Source organism: Saccharothrix ecbatanensis, from assembly GCF_014205015.1.
Classification (GTDB): Bacteria; Actinomycetota; Actinomycetes; order Mycobacteriales; family Pseudonocardiaceae; genus Actinosynnema; species Actinosynnema ecbatanense.
Window position 1 is genome coordinate 9,324,229 of sequence record NZ_JACHMO010000001.1, and the last position, 18,997, is coordinate 9,343,225.

17 protein-coding genes are annotated in these 18,997 nt (G+C 70.1%); 8 read left to right on the forward strand and 9 right to left on the reverse strand.

Annotation, left to right across the window (positions count from 1 at the left end; genetic code table 11):
• The first annotated feature begins 58 nt into the window (after nt 1-58).
• Nucleotides 59-979: a phosphotransferase family protein gene (locus F4560_RS41710; RefSeq protein ID WP_184928523.1), complete on the forward strand. Its 921-nt coding sequence runs from the start codon at nt 59-61 to the stop codon at nt 977-979.
• A gap of 192 nt (nt 980-1,171) precedes the next feature.
• Here the strand turns inward: F4560_RS41710 and F4560_RS41715 are convergent, their stop codons facing one another.
• The 4 genes from F4560_RS41715 to F4560_RS41730 all read right to left on the reverse strand — a co-directional run bounded on the left by F4560_RS41715 (nt 1,172) and on the right by F4560_RS41730 (nt 6,003).
• Nucleotides 1,172-2,116 (reverse strand): sigma-70 family RNA polymerase sigma factor, encoded by a 945-nt coding sequence (locus F4560_RS41715; RefSeq protein ID WP_184929710.1) that lies wholly within the window; start codon nt 2,114-2,116, stop codon nt 1,172-1,174.
• 256 nt (nt 2,117-2,372) lie between these two features.
• A complete protein-coding gene (dtd, locus tag F4560_RS41720) occupies nt 2,373-2,798 on the reverse strand; it encodes a D-aminoacyl-tRNA deacylase (protein WP_184928524.1) in 426 nt (141 codons plus the stop codon).
• Nucleotides 2,795-4,282 carry a DUF7782 domain-containing protein gene (locus tag F4560_RS41725; RefSeq protein ID WP_184928525.1) on the reverse strand — a complete coding sequence of 496 codons (1,488 nt, stop codon included), beginning with the start codon at nt 4,280-4,282 and terminating at the stop codon, nt 2,795-2,797. Before F4560_RS41725 ends, dtd begins: the two co-directional genes overlap by 4 nt.
• Nucleotides 4,283-4,500: 218 nt before the next feature.
• Nucleotides 4,501-6,003 carry a PucR family transcriptional regulator gene (locus tag F4560_RS41730; protein WP_184928526.1) on the reverse strand — a complete coding sequence of 501 codons (1,503 nt, stop codon included), beginning with the start codon at nt 6,001-6,003 and terminating at the stop codon, nt 4,501-4,503.
• A 96-nt stretch (nt 6,004-6,099) separates the two neighbouring features.
• Here F4560_RS41730 and F4560_RS41735 point away from each other — a divergent pair, with 96 nt between their 5' ends.
• Nucleotides 6,100-6,414, forward strand: coding sequence for a DUF3099 domain-containing protein (locus F4560_RS41735; RefSeq protein WP_184928527.1), 315 nt, complete (start codon nt 6,100-6,102; stop codon nt 6,412-6,414).
• On the opposite strand, the gene F4560_RS41740 is transcribed toward F4560_RS41735, so the two are convergent.
• On the reverse strand, nt 6,396-7,316 hold the full coding sequence (locus tag F4560_RS41740) for a carbohydrate kinase family protein (RefSeq protein ID WP_184928528.1): 921 nt from the start codon (nt 7,314-7,316) through the stop codon (nt 6,396-6,398). The two genes, F4560_RS41735 and F4560_RS41740, sit on opposite strands and share 19 nt — an antisense overlap.
• Entirely contained in the window at nt 7,313-8,221 is a 909-nt protein-coding gene (locus tag F4560_RS41745) for a pseudouridine-5'-phosphate glycosidase (protein ID WP_184928529.1), read from the reverse strand. The genes F4560_RS41740 and F4560_RS41745 overlap by 4 nt, the downstream gene beginning before the upstream one ends.
• Nucleotides 8,222-8,252: 31 nt before the next feature.
• On the opposite strand from F4560_RS41745, the gene F4560_RS41750 reads away from it, so the two are divergent.
• The gene (locus F4560_RS41750; protein WP_184928530.1) at nt 8,253-8,504 is read left to right on the forward strand and encodes a DUF3039 domain-containing protein; all 252 of its coding nucleotides are present in this window, start codon (nt 8,253-8,255) and stop codon (nt 8,502-8,504) included.
• 203 nt (nt 8,505-8,707) lie between these two features.
• Here the strand turns inward: F4560_RS41750 and F4560_RS41755 are convergent, their stop codons facing one another.
• The gene (locus F4560_RS41755; protein ID WP_184928531.1) at nt 8,708-9,877 is read right to left on the reverse strand and encodes a YihY/virulence factor BrkB family protein; all 1,170 of its coding nucleotides are present in this window, start codon (nt 9,875-9,877) and stop codon (nt 8,708-8,710) included.
• A gap of 186 nt (nt 9,878-10,063) precedes the next feature.
• Between F4560_RS41755 and F4560_RS41760 the strand changes: the two genes are divergently transcribed.
• The 5 genes from F4560_RS41760 to F4560_RS41780 all read left to right on the forward strand — a co-directional run bounded on the left by F4560_RS41760 (nt 10,064) and on the right by F4560_RS41780 (nt 16,612).
• Nucleotides 10,064-11,776 carry a DEAD/DEAH box helicase gene (locus F4560_RS41760; protein WP_184928532.1) on the forward strand — a complete coding sequence of 571 codons (1,713 nt, stop codon included), beginning with the start codon at nt 10,064-10,066 and terminating at the stop codon, nt 11,774-11,776.
• Between the two features lie 171 nt (nt 11,777-11,947).
• Nucleotides 11,948-13,081: a sugar ABC transporter substrate-binding protein gene (locus tag F4560_RS41765; protein WP_184928533.1), complete on the forward strand. Its 1,134-nt coding sequence runs from the start codon at nt 11,948-11,950 to the stop codon at nt 13,079-13,081.
• Between the two features lie 93 nt (nt 13,082-13,174).
• Complete coding sequence (locus F4560_RS41770; protein WP_184928534.1) at nt 13,175-13,948, forward strand: ATP-binding cassette domain-containing protein; 774 nt, start codon at nt 13,175-13,177, stop codon at nt 13,946-13,948.
• 56 nt (nt 13,949-14,004) lie between these two features.
• Nucleotides 14,005-15,438: a sugar ABC transporter permease gene (locus F4560_RS41775; protein ID WP_184928535.1), complete on the forward strand. Its 1,434-nt coding sequence runs from the start codon at nt 14,005-14,007 to the stop codon at nt 15,436-15,438.
• A gap of 1 nt (nt 15,439) precedes the next feature.
• The gene (locus F4560_RS41780) at nt 15,440-16,612 is read left to right on the forward strand and encodes an ROK family protein (protein ID WP_184928536.1); all 1,173 of its coding nucleotides are present in this window, start codon (nt 15,440-15,442) and stop codon (nt 16,610-16,612) included.
• Between the two features lie 170 nt (nt 16,613-16,782).
• Here the strand turns inward: F4560_RS41780 and F4560_RS41785 are convergent, their stop codons facing one another.
• The gene (locus F4560_RS41785; RefSeq protein WP_015800348.1) at nt 16,783-16,962 is read right to left on the reverse strand and encodes a DUF7455 domain-containing protein; all 180 of its coding nucleotides are present in this window, start codon (nt 16,960-16,962) and stop codon (nt 16,783-16,785) included.
• Between the two features lie 423 nt (nt 16,963-17,385).
• The gene (locus tag F4560_RS41790) at nt 17,386-18,879 is read right to left on the reverse strand and encodes a vanadium-dependent haloperoxidase (RefSeq protein WP_184928537.1); all 1,494 of its coding nucleotides are present in this window, start codon (nt 18,877-18,879) and stop codon (nt 17,386-17,388) included.
• Nucleotides 18,880-18,997: the final 118 nt, after the last annotated feature.

An 18,997-nucleotide genomic window follows, 5' to 3' on the forward strand; every position in this document is an offset into this window, starting at 1 on the left:
CGCCGAACCTATACCGATACCGCCGTCGCGTCCCTCATGCCGTGATGTGATTCGCGTCGTGGTCGACAGTCTCACCAAGCGACGGCTCTCCGGAGCTGAACTCGACGCCCTCGTCCGCCGTGTCCTCGGTGTGCCGCTCGCGGAGCACGTGGAGCTGACGGAGGGCATGTTCAACACCGCCTACCGGCTCACGGCGGCGGACGGTCGCGTGACCGTGCTGAAGGTCGCGCCACCGCCGGACGTGCCACTGCTGACCCACGAACGCGACCTGATGCGCACGGAGGCGTTGGCGTTCGAGCTGATGACGGCGCGCGGCCTGCCGGTGCCGGAAGTCCTGCTGCACGAGGACGGCCTGCTGCTGATGACGGCGCTGCACGGCGTGCCGTGGATGTCGGTGCGGCCGGGGTTGAGCGATGCCGAGCAGGGGGCGTTGCGGCGTGAGCTGGGCACGATCGTCCGTGACCTGCACCGGATCACCGGTGACGTGTTCGGCTACGTGCAGGGGCCGAACGCGGCGACGTGGCGTGAGGCGTTCACGAAGATGGTGGACGCGGTGCTCGCCGACGCGGACCGGTTCGGCGTGGAGCTGCCCGACGTGCGGCCTGCGTTCGAGGCTCGGGCGCACCTGCTGGACGAGGTCACCGAGCCCGTGTTCGTGCACTTCGACCTGTGGGAGGGGAACATCTTCCTCGCCGACGGGCACATCGAGGGAATCATCGACCCGGAACGGGCTTTGTTCGGCGACCCGTTGGCCGAGATCGCGTCCGTGGCGTTGTTCGCCGACCTGGACGACGACTACAAGTCGGGCTACGGGGTCGAGGGGTTCACCGAGGCGGAGGAGATCCGGATCGCGCTCTACCGCGCGTACCTGTGCCTCGTGATGATCGTGGAGGGCGTGCCGCGCGGTTACGCCGGCGAGGAACGCGAGGCGCACGTGCGCTTCTTCCGAGAGAAGCTCGCGGAGTACTTGGAGTTGTAGAACCTTGGAGTTGCAGAACGCGGAAGGCCGGGCCGGCCCCCGACCGCCCCGACCTTCCTCAGCGTGCGATCGCCTCCGCGTAATGGGGCGGAGGCGTCGCATGGCTCGTGTAACGCACGACCGTGCCGTGACAGGAGTCACAAGTCAATCCTGCTGACGGGGGTGACTCCTGCTGTATCGCGTCAGCTCGTGTCAGCTCGCGTAGGCCCTCAGCTTGGCGGCCCGCTCGCCCTGCCGGAGCTTCGACATGACCTCGCGCTCGATCTGCCGCACCCGCTCCCGCGACAGGCCGAACTGCTTGCCGATCTGGTCCAACGTGCGCGGCTGGCCGTCTTCGAGGCCGTAGCGCAGCCGGATCACGGACTGCTCGCGCGGCTCCAACGTGGAGAGCACGCGCCGCAGGTCGTCCTGCAACAGGCCGGAGATGACCGCGCTCTCCGCGTCCGTCGCGTCGGAGTCCTCGATGAAGTCGCCCAGCGGGGCGTCCTCCTCGGCGCCGACCGGCATGTCGAGGCTCACCGGGTCGCGGGCGTGGTCGAGCAGGTCGACGACCTTCTCCGGCGTCAGCCCCGCTTCCGTCGCCAACTCCTCCTTGGTCGCCTCACGGCCAAGCTGCTGGTGCAGGTCGCGCTTGATCCGGGCGAGCTTGTTGACCTGCTCCACGAGGTGGACGGGCAGCCGGATCGTCCGGCCCTGGTCCGCCATTCCCCGGGTGATCGCCTGGCGGATCCACCAGGTCGCGTAGGTCGAGAACTTGAAGCCCTTGGTGTAGTCGAACTTCTCCACCGCGCGGATCAAGCCCAGGTTGCCTTCCTGGATGAGATCCAACAGCGGCATTCCGCGTCCGGTGTATCGCTTCGCCAGCGAAACGACCAAGCGGAGATTCGCTTCGAGAAGGTGGTTCTTTGCCATGTGGCCATCGCGGATCAACGCGCGCAGTTCGCGGCGGCGCTCATCCGGCAGACCGGGATGGGTCTCCAGCTTGTGCTGCGCGAAGACGCCCGCCTCGATCCGCTTGGCGAGTTCCACCTCGTCGGCCGCGGTCAGCAGCGCTGTCTTGCCGATCCCGTTCAAGTAGACTCGAACCAGGTCTGCGGCCGGACTCTGGGCGTCCAGGTCCAGCTCGGCGCTCGTCATGGTGATGGCCGTGTCGTTCCCGACCTGTCGGTCGAGGAGCCTCGGGACGGTCATGGAGCTCCCTCCCCCTTGTGTCGCGGGCTGGCAGTGCGGTCGTGTCGCACACTCCGCGCTGCGTTGCGCGGCGCACCTTTCGGTGACTGACACTTGGGGAAACGCGAACCGGAGCGAAATGGTTCCCGCTTCCCATGACCAGAAGACGTCACTGCCGTCACAGCGGTTGCGCGCGGAATCCTGAGGATTCCCTGAGAGCGATCTAGAGTTCCACCAACACGGTGAACGGACCGTCGTTCACACTCCGTACCGACATCATCGCGCCGAACCGTCCCGTTTGTACCCGGGCGCCCTTCCGTCGCAGTTCCGCGACTACCTGATCGATCAATGGCTCCGCGTGTTCGGGGCGTGCGGCGGCGGTCCAGGACGGCCGCCGGCCCTTCTTCGTCTCGCCGTAGAGTGTGAACTGGCTCACAACGAGTAGCGGTGCACCCGTTGTGGCGCACGACTCTTCGTCCCTGAGGACGCGTAGCTCGTAGAGCTTTCGGGCCATCACGTGGGCCTTGTCGGCGTCGTCGTCGACATGCACTCCCAGCAGCACCAACAGGCCGGGCTCCTCGATCGCGCCCACGACCTCGCCGTCCACCGTGACGGACGCCTCTGTGACGCGTGCCACCACGGCTCTCACGCGGGCGCCACCATGCCGTGCCGGACCAGTTCGCGGACCACGGGCAGGGCGGCTTCGGCGAGCTCGTCGGCGTCCAGGTCGTGGGCGTAGGCGAGCAGCGCGACCAGGTCTTCGAGGGGGAGTGCGCCGCGGAAGCCCGACAGCAGCTTCGCCGCGGTCTCGTCCAGCTCGTGCTGCCAGCCGGGGCCGTCGGTGCGGTGCAGGCGGCGGACGACCGACTCCCAGCCGTCTTCCGTCGGGGCGGAGACCTCTTCCAGGAGGACCGTCTCGGGGAGGGTGAAGCGGGTGGCCAGGAGCTTGGCGTTGTCGGTGGCGCGCAGCCAGGCGACCCGGTCCAGCCAGGCGGCGGACTCCGGGCCCAGCGGGTCGTCGTAGGCCTGGCGGAGGTCTTCGCAGACCATCTCGGCGTGCTCGGTGTCGGTGCGGCGCAGCGTGACGAAGCCGAAGCCGATGCCCTCGACGTCGTTCTCGGCGAACCAGTCCAGCCAGGCGGAGGCCTTGGCGCGGCCTTCGTCGCTGCGCGGGTCCACGCCCGCGTCACGCAGCCACGTGCCGACGTACAGGGTGGGGTCGGCGATGTCCCGCTGCACGAACCACGCGTCCACGCCGCCGCGCGGGAGCCAGCCGGAGACCCTGTCCGCCCAGTCCTCTCCCTTGCGGTGCAGCCAGGAGGCCAGCAGTTGGCCCACGCCGCCTTCGTTGAGGAAGGAGGGCATCTGGCGGACGACGAGGGCGCTGGCGTCGTCACCGGCGAGGCCGGAGTCGCGGTAGACGTAGTCGACGCGGGGCGGGCCGACGACGAACGGCGGGTTGCACACGACCTGGTCGAACCGCCGGCCGCGCAGGGGGCCGAACCACTCGCCCTGGCGGAGTTCGACGTCGATCTCGTTGATGCGGAAGGTGCCTGCGGCCAGGGCGAGCGCGCGCTCGGAGAGGTCGGTGGCGGTGATCTTTTGCGCGTGACGGCTGGCGTGCAGGGCTTGGACGCCGCAGCCCGTGCCCAGGTCGAGCAGCGTGCCGACGGGGCGGCGGGAGGTGGCGCGGGCCAGGCTGATGGACGCGTGGCCGACGCCCAGCACGTGGTCGCTCGGCACCGGTCCGCCGCGCTGCTCGGAGTCCTGGTCGGCGATCACCCACCAGGAGCCCTCGTCGTCGCCGTAGGGCCGGATGTCCAGCCCCGCCCGCAACCCGTCCCCGTCACCGCGCAACACCTCAGCCTTGACCGCGGTGTCCAGGTCGACATCAGGCAGCGCTTCCCGAACGGCCGCCTCGGACTCGGTGTCACCGAGCAGGAACAGCCGGACCAGCGTGCCCAGCGCACCGGCGTCACGGGTGGCCCGCCGGGCGGCCTCAGGCTCACCCCGCCCCAACGCGGCGTGGGCCTGCGGCCCCAGCGCGTCCACCACCCCGTCCGCGTCGTAGTCGGCAGCCAAGAACGCCGCACGCAACCGGCCAGTCAGATCACCAGAAAGATCAGGGAGCACCCCGCCATCGTCCCGCGCCCCACCCACCCCCGCCCACCCACCCCGCGTGAGTCCTACGTTCAGCACCCGTGAGTCCTACGTTGGGAACGCGTGAGTCCTACGTTCAGGACCCCCGAATTCAACGCTCAGAACAAACGATCTTGTACTGAACGTTGAACTCGGGGGTCGCGAACGTAGGACTCACGGGTCGTGAACGTAGGACTCACTGGGTTTGGGGGTTAGAACGCGCCGAGGGTGACGGCTAGCGTGATCGCCAAGGCCAACCGCTGGTCCGGGTCGTCCAACGGCAACGCCGTCACCGCCGCCATCCGCTGCATCCGGTAACGCAACGTGTTCGGGTGCACGGACAACGCCCGCGCCGCCTCCCGGGCGTCACCCTGCGCCGCCAACCACGCCCGCAACGTCACCGCGTACTGCGTCCCGTGCTCCGCGTCGTGCCGCACGAGGTCCGCCACCGGCCCCCGCGTCGGCAACCGCCCCGCCTCCGCCGCCCCCGCCAACCGCCGCAGCAACACCCGCGCCCACGCCGCGTCGTACACAACGGGCTCACCACCCGACAACGCCAGGCACTCGTCGGCCTCACCCCGTGACGCGGGCAACGACGTCGCATCCGCCCGCCCACCGACCCCCGCCATCACCACGGCCTCCGCCGGCAGTTCACGCGCCAACGCCCGCACCCACTCCACCGCCGCCGCCGGGTCCTCCCCGCACGGCAGCACGGTGTACAGAACGTTCCCGAACAACGCCGACCGCCCAGGCCGTGACCAGCCAAAACCCGCCGTCGCCCGGGAGAACGCCAACAAAGCCGCGCCGTGCTCACCCTCACCGGCATGCGCCTGCACCGCGATCACCCGCAAGTCCACCGACGGCAACCCCAGCCGCACGAGGTTCCCCGGCACCCCCGAATCCAGCGCCTCGATCACCAGGTCGGCCTCGGCCTGCCGCTCCAGATCCGCCGACGCACGCGCCCGCAGCAGGTGCAACGCCGCCGTCCGCGCCCCGTCCACCAACGCCGCCTCACGCACCGCGTCGACCGGGTCGTCCACCTCCACCCACACCGACCCCAGCAGCTCACGCCCCGCCCGCACCGCCGCGACCAGCCGCCCACCCAACCGGTCGGTCAGCTTCGGCACGAACAGCGGCTCGTCGGACCGCGCCAGGTGGGTGAACACCCCGTACGCGTCCAGCGCCTGCCACGCCTCCTCCGGCACCCGCCGTCCCAGGATGGTCTGCACCCGCACCGGGTCCACGTCCTGCTGCCGGTACGAGTACGCCAGCACCCGCGACTGCTGGTCCTCGATCGTCACCGGCCCGCCGACCACCGCCGCGATCGCGTCCGCCACCGCGAACAGGTCACCCGACCCCTGCCCACCGAGCACCAACGTCTGCGCGACGTTCGCCAGCTGCCCCCAAGGCACCGACGGGTCCACCAGCAGCACCGCCGCCCCGGACCGCTTCGCCGCCGCGACCACCCGTTCGTCCAACGGAGGCGACCCGTGCAGCACGACCGCAGCCGCCGACGTCCCACCGACCAGCCGTGCCGCCGCGGCGGGCGTCGGAACACCCAGACCCAGCAGCACGTCGTCCGACGCGGCCTGCGTGTGCTCCGCCGGATCGTGCAGCGCCACGCCACGCAGCTGCACGTCCCGCCCCCGTGGCGCGCAGCTCAGGTGCGTGCCGAGACTCCCGAGCACGTCCACCAGGCGATCAAGCGCGACCACAGCCGGATCGTACGGTCAGCGCGGCGGACGCGCGGTGATTGTGAATTCGGCACCGGGCAGGTATCGGTTCGGACAGGGCAGTGGGACGATGGGGGCATGGTCAGTCCCGAGCGCGACGGCACACCGGTGCTCATCACCGAGGCGGCTCTTTCGTACGAGGAGCAGCACGCCGCGCGCAAGCGCAAGTACGCGATCATGATGGGCGCCCGCATCCCGTGCCTCATCCTGGCGATGGTCTTCTACCAGACCTGGTGGCTCGCCCTGGCCCTGATCGTGCTGTCCGTGCCGCTGCCGTGGATGGCCGTGCTGATCGCGAACGACCGGCCTCCCCGCAAGGCGGAGAAGCCCAGTCGTTTCGCCCAGGAACACCGCGCCCTCGAAGCGCGCGACCATCACGTCATCGACGGCTGAGACGCTCCCGGTCGGACGGGTTGAGACACCCCCGGTCGGACGGGTTGAGCGCCGATCCCGGACACCGCCCGAGCCGCCGCCCGCACGCCGCCGAGCAACGCGTCCCGCCGTGACGCCCCCGACAGCCACGCCGCCAGCAACCCGGCGTCGAACGCGTCACCGGCCCCGGTCGAGTCCACGCACTCGACGTCCTCGGCCGGCACGGACACCACGCCGTCCCGGTCCACCCAGCTCGCGCCGTCCGCCCCGGACGTCAACGCCACCGCTCCCACGACGTCCAGCAACGCGGACGCCGACGCGGGCGACGCGGACCCGGTGAGCGCCACCAACTCCTCGGTGTTGGGCAGCAGCACGTCCACCCCGCGCACGTCGTCCAGGAACCCGTCGTAGATCAACGCCGCCGACTGCGGGTCCACCGACGTGGTCAGCCCCGCGTCCCGTGCCGCCCTCAACGCCGCCACCCCGGCCGCCCGCGACGACGCGTCCAGCAGCACGTACCCGGAAAGGTGCAGGTGGGACGCGTCCCGCAGCAGCCCCGGGTCGAGGTCTGCGGGGGAGAAGCGGGCGTTGGCGCCCCGATCGGGCAACATGCTCCGCTGGCCGGTGTCGTCCACCAGCACCACCACGCAGCACGTCGCCGCCTCCGGGTCGACCGCGAACGCGCACCGCACACCGGCCGTCGTCAGCTCCGAGTGCACCTGACGTCCCGCCGAATCGGCGCCGACCCGTGCCACCAGCACCGGAGACGTGCCGCAGGCTGCCAGCCACACCGCCGTGTTCGCCCCCGCGCCACCGGGCTCGATGGTCACCGACGCCCGCGAGTCGCCGCCGTGCACGATCGGCCCCGCGTGCCGGGCCACCACGTCCAGCCCGGCGTCGCCGACGACCACGATTCCCGTCACGCCGCCAGCTCCACGGCCACCAGCGCGGCCAGCGAGGCGTTCGACACCACCAGGGCCTCGTTCGCGTCCAAGCTCACACCGCCGCTCGCGGTGTGGAAGTGCTCCAGCAGCACCGGCGTGACCTCCTTGCCGTGCACGTCACGCTCGCGCAGCAGCTCCAAGCCCTCGGTCAGCAGCCGTTCGTGCAGGTCGGCGGCCATCTCGAACTCGACCGGGATCGGGTTGGCCAGCAGCACGCCCGCCGACCCCGGCACGGTCCGGTGCGCCGCTACCACAGCCGCGGCGTCCGCCACCGAGTCCACCCGCCACGGCACGTCGAACTCCGACTCACGCCGGTAGAACGCGGGGAACCGGTCCGTGCCGAAACCGAGCACCGGCACCGAACGGGTCTCCAGCAGCTCCAGCGTCGCGCCCATGTCGAGGATCGACTTCACGCCCGAGCAGACCACCAGCACCGGCGTCGTGGCCAGCACGTCCAGGTCGGCGGACACGTCCCAGGTCTCCCGCGCGCCCCGGTGCACGCCGCCCAGGCCACCGGTGGCGAACACCCCGATGCCGGCGGCAGCCGCCAACGCCGCCGTGCTGGCGACCGTCGTCGCGCCGTCGCGCTTCAACGCGTACGCGGCGCCCAGGTCACGCCGGGACAGTTTCACCAGGTCGTTGGCGGGATCGCAGACGTAGTCGAGTTCGGTGGAGGTCAGCCCGATCTTGGGCACACCGCCGAGCACGGCGATCGTGGCCGGCACCGCGCCCGCGGCGCGCACCACGCCTTCGAGCCGTTCGGCGACCTCGCGATTGCGGCCGGGCGGTAGCCCGTGGGACAGGATCGTGCTCTCCAACGCGACCACCGGCCGGTTCTCGGCCAGGGCGGATCGGACTTCGTCGGTGATGCTCGGCGTACTCACGAGGGGCCATCTTCCCAGGTACGCTGAGCCCGTGAGCACGCAGACTCTGCCCGAGGTGGAGACCCGGCCGGAAGGCACGGACCACACCGGGGACGACACCCCGAAGATGTTCCACTACGTGCGCAAGGCCAAGATCGCGGAAAGCGCGGTGATGGGCACGCACGTGGTCGCGTTGTGCGGCGAGGTGTTCCCGGTGACGAAGTCGCCCAAGCCGGGTTCCCCCGTCTGCCCTGATTGCAAGAAGGTCTACGAGGGCCTGCCCAAGGGCGGCGGCGGCGAGTAGACCTTCGCGGACCAACGAACCCCGGCGCGCCACCACACGCGCCGGGCTTCACCGCGCCCAAACCCCCGCGTGTCGAACGCCGCGAGCCGAACCCCCACCGCCGCGAGTCGAACCTTCAGGTCCGGCGTGTCGAACCTTCAGGCTCCGCGTGTCGAACGTTCAGGTCCGGCGTGTCGAACGCTCAGGTCCCGCGAGTTCCACACTCAGACACCGCGGGATTCGCGCTCCGGCCGCGCTTGTGGCTCCGGCCGAGGCTCCACCCGTTCCACCGGCAACGGCACGGTGTGGTTCGTGTCCGCCGGTGACGGCGCGGTCCCGGGAGCCAAGGCAGGCCCGGCAGCACCGGCGGCAGGCCCGGCAGGCACAGCACCGGACCCGCCCCGCAACGCCTGCCGCCCCTTGTCCGCCCGCCGCCGCTCGGCCGCACGCTCGATCTCCAGCCGCTGCCACCGCCGCCGCTGCCGCCGGGTCATCCGCGCCGGCCACATCTCCTGCAACGCGCTGTTGAAGTAAGCACCCAGCGTGATCGCCAACCCGATCAGGTAAGCGAACAGCAGGAACGCGATCGGCGTCGCCAACGCCCCGTACGTGTACCCGGTAGTCGTGATCCACTGGATGTACAGCCGCAGCCCGATGGACGACAGCAGGAACACCGCCATCGCCAGCACCGCCCCCGGCATCAACCGGTGCCACGGCAGCTTGTTCGGCAGCGACACCTTGTACAACGTCGCCAAAGCCACCACCAGCAGCACCGCGATCCCCGGGTAGTAGAACGCGCTCAGCCAAGACTCGATGAGCGGCTGCCACGAGTCCGGGAACACCCGCGGCAGGAGGTCGGGGCCCAGGGCCAGCACCGGCAGGCCGACGATCAGCAGCACCAGGCTCGCCATGTACAGCAGCAGCGCGAAGATCCGCTGCCACACCTCGTTGCGCACCCCGTACTGGTCGTGCGCCGCGGTGATCGCGTCCACGAACGACGACATCGCCGACGACCCCGCCCACAGCGAGATCAGGAAGCCGACCGAGACGATCTCACCCTTGCCGGTGGTGAGGATCTGGTCGACGGTGGGCACGATCACCTCGTTGACCACGTCCTGGCTGAAGATCGTCCGGCAGGTCGAGATGATCCGGTCCTTGACCGCGCTCACGACCTCCGGCCCGAACCAGTCCCCGAGGTACCCGAGACTGCCCAGCAACCCCAGCAGCAGCGGCGGGAACGACAGGATCTGCCAGAACGCCGCCTCGGCCGCCTCGGAGAAGATGCTCCCCTCCCACGCCTTCGACAACGTGCGCGCCAACAGACGCAGGGGTCCCTTGCGACCCGTGCTGCGTGCTGTCTCGTCCCTCGGCGAACCCATCGCAACATCAAGCATGGTGCATCCCGGGTGATTTCGCGGCATCGGCGCCCGTGCGTCGCGGTCGCAACGGGTAGGCTGTCGATGCCCTCGACCGGTCACCCGCACGAGGGCATTTGCGTGTCCACCACCGCAACGGCGCCGCAACAACGCCGCACCACCCGCACGGCACCGCCGCTGATCAGCGCAGAAGGGGTTTCGAGGTTGTCGCAACCGCAAGTCGCCACGACCCGTCCCCTCCGCGCCTGGCAGCGTCGCGCCCTCACCAAGTACCTGGCCGCGAAGCCCAAGGACTTCCTCGCCGTCGCCACGCCCGGCGCCGGCAAGACGACGTTCGGCCTGCGTGTCGCGGCGGAACTGCTGGCGGACCGCACGATCGAGGCGATCACCGTCGTCGCGCCCACCGAGCACCTGAAGCACCAGTGGGCGCAGGCGGCGGCCGAGGTCGGCATCGCGATCGACTCGAACTTCCGCAACACCAACGCGGTGACGTCCCGCGACTACCACGGCGTCGCCCTCACGTACGCGCAGGTCGCGGCGCACCCGATGCTGCACCGGGTCCGCACGGAGAACCGCAAGACGCTGGTCCTGCTGGACGAGATCCACCACGGCGGCGACGCCAAGTCGTGGGGTGACGCGATCCGCGAGGCGTTCACGCCCGCCGTGCGCCGGCTGTGCCTGACCGGAACCCCGTTCCGCTCGGACGACTCGCCGATCCCGTTCATCAGCTACGAACCGGGCCCGGACGGCGTCCAGCGCAGCCGCTCGGACCACTCCTACGGCTACGCGGACGCGTTGCGCGACGGCGTGGTCCGTCCGGTGATCTTCCTCGCCTACTCCGGTGAGGCGAGCTGGCGGACGAGCGCGGGGGAGGAGTTCTCCGCCCGGCTCGGCGAGCCGTTGACGCAGGAGCAGACGGCGCGGGCGTGGCGGGTGGCGCTGGACCCGACGGGGGAGTGGGTCCCGTCCGTCCTCAAGGCCGCCGACATGCGCCTGAGCCAGCTCCGCGCCGGCGGCATGCCGGACGCGGGCGGCCTGGTGATCGCCACCGACCAGACCGTGGCCAAGGCGTACGCGGAGATCCTGAAGCGGCACACGGGCCACGACGCGACCCTCGTGCTGTCCGACGACCCGAAGGCGTCCGGCCGGATCGCCGAGTTCGCCAACTCCCAGGAACGGTGGATGATCGCCGTCCGGATGGTGTCGGAGGGCGTGGACGTGCCGCGGCTGGCCGTCGGCGTGTACGCCACCAGCGCGTCGACGCCCCTGTTCTTCGCCCAGGCCGTCGGCCGGTTCGTGCGCCAGCGGGGCAAGGGCGAGACGGCCAGCGTGTTCGTGCCCAGCGTGCCCGTCCTGCTCGGCCTGGCCAGTGAGCTGGAGCAGCAGCGCGACCACGTGCTCGGCAAGCCGCACCGCGAGAAGGACGGCTGGGACGACGAGCTGCTGGCCCAGGCGAACCAGGTCAAGGACGAGCCGGGCGAGGAGGAGCGGGCGTTCACCGCTCTCGGCGCGTCGGCCGAACTCGATCAGGTGATCTACGACGGCTCCTCGTTCGGCACGGCGGCGTTCGCGGGGAGTGACGAAGAGCAGGAGTACCTGGGCCTACCGGGTCTGCTCGAACCCGATCAGGTGCGTGCGCTGCTGCGGCAGCGGCAGGAGAAGCAGCTCGTCGAGGCCGGCAAACGCCCCGCCGCCGCGCCGCCTCCGCCCGCCCCGGCGCGCGCGGCCGGCGTGCAGGAACGGCTGGCGCAGCTGCGCAAGGAGCTCAACACCCTGGTGGCCATGCACCACCACCGCACCAAGAAGCCGCACGGCAAGATTCACAACCAGCTGCGCGAGTACTGCGGGGGTCCGCCGACCGCGATGGCCAGCATCGAGCAGCTCGAAGAGCGCATCGCCACGCTGCGCTCCTGGTGACTTGGTGTAGCCAACTGCGGCATTAGGCGTAGTCACATGTCCGTTCGGTTACCTCGTCGTTAGCGCATCGTGCCTACTTTACCGGTCAAGTGTGCTTCCGGTCACCGCCTGTCCCGGCATACGTTGTGCGCCACAACAATTATTCTCGCTCCTGCGTGAAAGGGATGGCGGATGCGCAGCAAGAGCCTCGCTCTCATCGCCGTTGGCACCGGCCTTGCCGTGGCCATGACGGCATGTGGCGCCAACACGTCCAGCGGTGGCAACACCACGGACACCAACACGAACAGCGGCTCGGGCGGCGCGAAGGTCGGCGTCATTCTCCCCGAGACCGCGAGTTCCGCACGCTGGGAGGGCTTCGACAAGCCGCTTCTGGAGAAGGCGCTCAAGGCCGAGGGCCTCGAAGCCGACATCCAGAACGCCCAGGGTGAGGTGCAGAAGTTCTCCACCCTCGCCGACGGCATGATCAACGCCGGGGTCAAGGTCCTGATCATCGCGACGCCCAACAGCGAGATCGGCGCGACGGTCGCCAAGAAGGCCGAGGCGCAGGGCATCCCGGTCATCGACTACGACCGGCTGAACCTGGGCGGCAGCTCGAAGTACTACGTGTCGTTCGACAACGTGAAGGTCGGCGAACTCCAGGGCGAGGGCATGCTCCAGGGCTTGGCCGCGCTCGCGCCGGGCAAGAAGCCGGCCGAGATCATCGAGATCGAGGGCGCCCCGACCGACAACAACGCCACCCTGTTCCACCAGGGCCAGAAGAAGGTCCTGGAGCCCAAGTACACCTCGGGCGACCTCAAGCTGGTCCAGTCCCAGCCGATCGACGACTGGGACAACCAGGTGGGCGGCACCACCTTCGAGCAGATCCTGACCAGCAACGGCCAGAAGGTGGACGGCGTCGTCGCCGCCAACGACGGCCTCGCGGGTGCGATCATCACCGTGCTGAAGAAGTACGGCCTGAACGGCAAGGTCCCGGTCACCGGCCAGGACGCCACCCCGGACGGCCTCCAGGCCATCCTGCGCGGCGACCAGTTCATGACCGTGTTCAAGCCGATCAACGACCAGGCGAACGCCACCGCCAAGCTGGCCGCGGCGCTGGCCAAGGGCGACACGGCGGCGGCCGACAAGATGGCCACCGGCGTCACCAAGGACAGCAAGGGCAACCGCGACGTCCCGTCGGTCCTGCTGCCCGCGCAGCTGATCACCAAGGACAAGGTCAAGACCGTCGTGGACGCGGGCTTCGTCAAGGCGTCGGAGATCTGCGTCGCCGACCTGGCCGCCGTCTGCACCGAGCTCGGCATCAAGTAGTCCAGCTCGCGCCGGGGCGGGGTGTGGGAGACGCACCCCGCCCCGGCGCGCCCACCCGTGTGTGGGGAAAAAGGGTTAGACGGAGGAAATCCAGTGAGCGAGCCGATCCTCGAACTTCGCGGCATCAACAAGAGTTTCGGTCCCGTGCACGTCCTGCACGACATCGACTTCGACGTCCACCCCGGCCAGGTCACCGCCCTCGTCGGCGACAACGGCGCGGGCAAGTCGACGTTGGTCAAGTGCATCGCGGGCATCCACCCGACCGACTCCGGTCAGGTCCTGTTCAACGGCGAGGAAGTCCACATCCACGGGCCGCGCGACGCCGCGAACCTGGGCATCGAGGTCGTCTACCAGGACCTCGCGCTGTGCGACAACCTCGACATCGTCCAGAACATGTTCCTGGGCCGGGAACGCGGCAAGCTCGGCATGCTCGACGAGGCCGACATGGAACAGGCCGCGCGCACGACCCTGACCTCGCTTTCGGTCCGCACGGTCAAGTCCGTGCGCACGCAGGTCGCGTCGCTGTCCGGCGGGCAGCGGCAGACCGTGGCGATCGCCAAGGCCGTGCTGTGGAACAGCAAGGTCGTGCTGCTCGACGAGCCCACCGCGGCGCTGGGCGTCGCGCAGACCCGCCAGGTCCTCGACCTGGTGCGGCGGCTGGCCGAACAGGGCCTGGGCGTGGTGCTGATCAGCCACAACATGAACGACGTGTTCGAGGTGGCGGACCGCATCGCGTGCCTCTACCTGGGCCGGATGGCCGCCGAGGTGAACACCAAGGACGTCACCCACGGGCAGGTGGTCGAGCTGATCACCGCCGGGCGCTCCGGGGACCTGGGCATCGCCCGTCCCGAGACCGCCACCATCTGATGTCCGACCCGGATCGACGCCGGCCCGGCCAAGCTCCCCACGACGAGGAACGCAGCATGTCCAACACCACCAGCGAGACGTCCCCGCAGGACTCACCGCAGGGCGCCGCCATCTCCGACTTCGGCATCGACACCACCTCCCAGTCCACCGGTGAGGCGGCGCGCGACTACCTGGCCCGACTTCGCGGCGGCGAACTGGGCTCGCTGCCCGCGCTGCTCGGCGTCGTCGTGCTGCTCATCGTGTTCAGCTCGCTGGCCGACACCTTCCTGACCCTGGGCAACATCGCGAACCTGCTCGCGCAGGGCGCGAGCGTCGTGATCATCGCGATGGGCCTGGTGTTCGTCCTGCTCCTGGGCGAGATCGACCTGTCCGCCGGCACCGCGTCCGGTGTGTGCGCCTCGGTGATGGCGCTGCACCTGGTCAAGGGCGGCAACCTGCTCGGCGGCATGGGCGACACCGTCTTCTACCTGTTCTGCGGCATCCTCGTGCTGGCCGCCGTGTTCGCCGCGCTGATGCGGATCTGGGCGGGCACGGCGCTGTCGCTGGTGGCGCTGGGCATCGCCCTGTTCGGCGTGCCGGCCAACGCGTGGATCGAGATGCTGCTGGCCGTCTGCGTCGGCGCCGCCATCGGCTCCATCACGGGCTTCCTCGTGGCCCGCGTCGGCATCCCGTCGTTCGTCGTGACCTTGGCGCTGTTCCTGGCCTGGGGCGGTGTCATCCTGCAGTTCATCGGCCAGGGCGGCACGCTCGGCCTGAACAACGACACGCTCTTCAACGTCGCCAACGGAAACCTGAGCATCGCGGGCTCGTGGGCGCTGTTCGTCCTCGCCACCGGCGGCTACGCGGCGGTCGTGCTCGGCCGCCACTTCAGCCGGCTGCGCCGCGGCCTGGTCGCGTCGCCCACCCCGATGGTGCTGGCCAAGGTCGGCGTGGTCGCGCTGCTGGCCGCGGTGGCCACCTACGCGTTGACGCTGAACCGCTCGCAGAGCAGCGTCGTGGTGATCACCGGCGTGCCGTTCGTGGTGCCGATCGTGCTCGTGCTGCTGGTCATCGGCACGTTCGTGCTCGAACGCACCCGCTACGGCAGGCACGTCTACGCCGTGGGCGGCAACAAGGAAGCCGCCCGTCGCGCCGGTATCAACGTGGCGCAGATCCGGATGAGCGTGTTCGTGATCGCCTCCTCGCTGGCGGCCATCGGCGCGATCGTCTACTCGTCGAAGGTCGGCTCGGTCGACCCGAACGCCGGTGGTGGCAACACGCTGCTGATGGCGGTCGGCGCGGCGGTGATCGGCGGCACGTCGCTGTTCGGCGGCAAGGGCAAGCTGCGCGACGCGGTCATCGGTGGCGCGGTGCTGGCGATCATCCAGAACGGCATGGGCCTGCTCAAGCAGCCCGCCGCCGTGGTGTTCATCGTGACCGGTCTCGTCCTGCTGCTCGCCGCGAGCGTCGACGCGCTGTCCCGCCGCCGGGCGGCCACCGCCGTCCGCTGACGTGACCACACCGACCGCGGGAGCGCGACCCGACGAGGTCCGCAGGCACAACCGCACGGCGCTGCTGCGCCGGCTGCACGTGGACGGTCCGTCCACCAGGGCGTCGCTGGCGGCTGAGCTGGGCCTCAACCGCAGCACGATCAAGGCCCTGGTGGACGGCCTGGCCGAGTCCGGGGTGGTGGCCGAACGCGTGCCGGCACAACGCTCCGGCGCGGGCCGCCCGTCCCTGCTCGTGCTGCCGCAGCCGCACGCCGCGGTCGTGATGGCCATCGACGTCCGCGTGGAGCAGGTGGCGATGGCCATGGTGGGCCTCGGCGGCGACATCCTCGGCCGGGACTCGTGGAACCTGCACCACCGGTCCCGCGACCCCGGCGAGGTGATCACCCACGTCGCCGACTCGGCGAAGCTCCTCGCCGACGAACTCGACGTGCGAGCGGTCGGTGTCGGCGTCTCCGTGCCCGGCGTGGTCCGGCGTGCGGACGGGCTCGTGCACGAAGCGCCCAACCTGCACTGGACCGACGTGGCGTTGGGCCAACGGCTGTCGTCGGTGCTCAAGGTGCCCGTCCAGGTCGGCAACGACGCCGAGCTGGGGGCACTGGCGGAACACGTGCGCGGTGCGGCACGCGCGTCGTCCGACATGGTCTACATCTCCGCCGACGTCGGCATCGGCGGCGGCGTGATCTCCAACGGCCAGCCGTTGCGCGGCACCGGCGGCTACGTGGGCGAGTTGGGGCACATGGTCGTGCGTCCCGGCGGCAGGCGCTGCTACTGCGGCTGTCAGGGCTGCTGGGAGACCGAAGTCGGCGAGGCCGCGTTGTGCCGTGCCCTGTCCCTGCCCGAGGACTCGCCGCGCGGCACTGTGGTGGCCGAGCTGAGGTCGTTGGCCGGGTCGCCGGACAGCGTCGCGCACCGGCTGGGGGAGTTCACCGAGTGGCTGGCCATGGGCCTGGTCACCGTGGTCAACATGCTGGGCCCGGAACTGGTGGTGCTGGGCGACTTGTTCACCGCGCTGCCCGAGTCCATGGTCGAGCAGCTCCGGCGCACCGTGCAGAAGCGCTCACTGGTGTCCCGCGCGGTCGGTGGCACCCGCATCGTCTCGTCGCCCCTGGGCCGTGACGCGAAACTCATCGGCGCCGCCGAACTGGCCTTCGAGCCGGTGTTGGGCGAGGTCTGAGCCGCAACTCTCCGTGCCGCACAACGAACTCCGCGTCAACCCGCGTCACCTGGAAAGCGCCTTCAGCCGGCCCCGGAATCCGGCCCCGGAAATGCAGGGGGGCGGAGATCCTCTCGGATCCCCGCCCCGGACGGCTAGGGTGCTACGAGCCCAGTCAGGGCTCGCGATGATCAGCCCTGCTGCAACTCGGCAGCGAGTTCGCGCAGCTTGGTGCTGTGCTCACGGGCGTGGTGCCCGCAGAACAGCAACTCGCCCCCGGAGGGGAGCACGGCGCGAACCTGGGCAGCAGCCCCGCAGCGGTCGCAGCGGTCGGCAGCGGTCAACGCGGGGCGGGTGAGTGTCGTAGTCATGGAAATCTCCCTCCGTCCCGGCACCGGGGATCGGTGCCCTCACACCTAGCTGCGACCACTTCGCATCTGGCGGGTGCGCCGTGTTCGCTGCCTTCACTCTTGCAGACGTTCGGGCGGAAGTCAGTGTTCCCCTGACCGTGGCGACCCGCGTCACTCGTCATTTACCCGGCGTCAGGGTGGTCCGAACCTCCGGGTTCCACCGGATCGAACGGCCCCTGCTCACGTTCCGCTGTCGTGGCAACGGTTTCATGACCTGCCAATACGGCGTTGGACGCACATTCGTTGGGCCAAAAGGTGGGTAACCGGGGGCCGAGCTGTGATCGGTAACACTTTGGTCCGCCCAGAGCGAACACGGCCCCCGGTTCCACGATTCGGACACGATCAGGACACGATCGGCCGGTTCACGGTCCGTTCCCCGGCCCGTCAGATGGTCACGCGACGTCCGTCGAACCGCGTCAGCCCGAACGAGGCGTCCTCGTGGTTGACCCGCACGTGGTCGCGCAGCACCCCGATGCCGACCGCCTCGCCGAGCCGGACGGACTCCGTGAAGTCCGACCGCCAGTGCACGCCCGCCATGTTCCGGCCGGTCGCGATGTTCGCCGCCACCTTGTCCAGCTCGCCGCCCACGGTGAGCGCCTCGCCACCCTGGTAGTGCACCAGGGCCGTGCCGTCGGCGTTCGGCACGACGGGCTTGGGCAGCACCCAGGACTCGTCGAACCACGCCTTCAGCACCGTGACGCACGCCCCCGCGACGGTCGCGTGACCCGAGCCGTACGACGGGTGGGTCGGCGAGCCCTCCGGGAACGCCTGCGGCAGCAGGTACGACCCGTGCTTCTCGTGCGTGAGCTTGACCGCCGCCGAGTCCAGCACCTCGCGGTCGATCATGTCGTAGTCCCGCAGCCCGGACAGGTGCGCGTGCACCCGTCCGCCGAAGGCCTCCGGCCGCAACCGCCGGTGCACGTACCACTTCTGGAACCACACCGCCTTCAACGCCCTCGTCGCCACCTCCGTCACCAGCGACAACAGGTGCGGGCCGCCGTAGGTGCCGAACCCGATCTGGTTCGCCGAGTGCTCGTACGGGTTGCCGGTGTCGACCGGCGCGCCGAGGTCGAGCAGGATCAGCGCCGCGTTCAGGTACGCCTCGTACAGCGCGTCGAAGTGCACGTAGTTGCCGAGGTCACGGGCGTTGCGCAGGTACCGGCGGGTGACGTGGTCCCGTTCGATCCCGGGCACGACCGCGCCTTCCTGCACCGCCCGCCACTCCTTGAAGTCGGTCAGGAAGTCGCAGTCCGGCCGCACGGTGTCGTGCAGCTGCGGGATGCGCAGCGTGCCGTACTGGATGTCGCGCAGCAGGAACTGCGACAGGTACGGCCCGCGCAGGTCGCCCCTGGCGTGGCCGCGGAAGATCGTGGCGGGCGTGACCCGGCCGCCGACCTTCGGCGCCCGGTAGTCGGTCAACCGGGACAACTCCTCCGCCGCCTGCGCGATCAGCGGGTTGGTGTCGTACTCGGTGAACGGCACGTCCCTGGTCAGGGCCATCCAGTACAGCTCGACCATCTCGGCCGAGTTGCGGGCGCTGTCGATGCGGGGCACCGGCGGCATGACCAACGACTGCGGGTCCGGCCCTTCCAGGTCGAACGCCAGACCGGACTGCGGGTTGGTGAACCGGGCGCCCTGGTCGAGCGGGATGCGTTCGAAGTCCTCCGACCGCCCGGTGGCCAGGGCCCTCAACATCGTGTTGTAAGCCTCGGGCTGGACTTCGCCGACCTTGTCGTGCGGCAGGCCCTTGCTGTAGTTGGCGACGTACGGGTAGTCGCCTTCCTCCCCGTTGTTCGCGTGCTCCGGCCACGGTTGCCGGTCGAGCGCCTCAGCTGCGGCGAGGCGTGAAAGGCGTGCGTCAGTACGACGTTCACTCATGGTTCTCCCCCTGCAGGGCGCGTCCCCAGTGCTGCCCCCCCGGCAGCTGCGCCACTTCCAGGACAGCACGGAGAGTGATCGTTAGCAGTCGTCCGATCGGGTGACATTGCGCCAAAGA

Excerpts from the sequence above, each read along its gene's own strand:
- F4560_RS41715 (WP_184929710.1), bottom strand. The coding sequence starts at position 2,116 with ATGACGAGCGCCGAGCTGGACCTGGACGCCCAGAGTCCGGCCGCAGAC.
- F4560_RS41735 (WP_184928527.1), top strand. The coding sequence starts at position 6,100 with ATGGTCAGTCCCGAGCGCGACGGCACACCGGTGCTCATCACCGAGGCG.
- F4560_RS41755 (WP_184928531.1), bottom strand. The coding sequence starts at position 9,877 with ATGCTTGATGTTGCGATGGGTTCGCCGAGGGACGAGACAGCACGCAGC.
- F4560_RS41765 (WP_184928533.1), top strand. The coding sequence starts at position 11,948 with ATGCGCAGCAAGAGCCTCGCTCTCATCGCCGTTGGCACCGGCCTTGCC.
- F4560_RS41775 (WP_184928535.1), top strand. The coding sequence starts at position 14,005 with ATGTCCAACACCACCAGCGAGACGTCCCCGCAGGACTCACCGCAGGGC.
- F4560_RS41785 (WP_015800348.1), bottom strand. The coding sequence starts at position 16,962 with ATGACTACGACACTCACCCGCCCCGCGTTGACCGCTGCCGACCGCTGC.
- F4560_RS41790 (WP_184928537.1), bottom strand. The coding sequence starts at position 18,879 with ATGAGTGAACGTCGTACTGACGCACGCCTTTCACGCCTCGCCGCAGCT.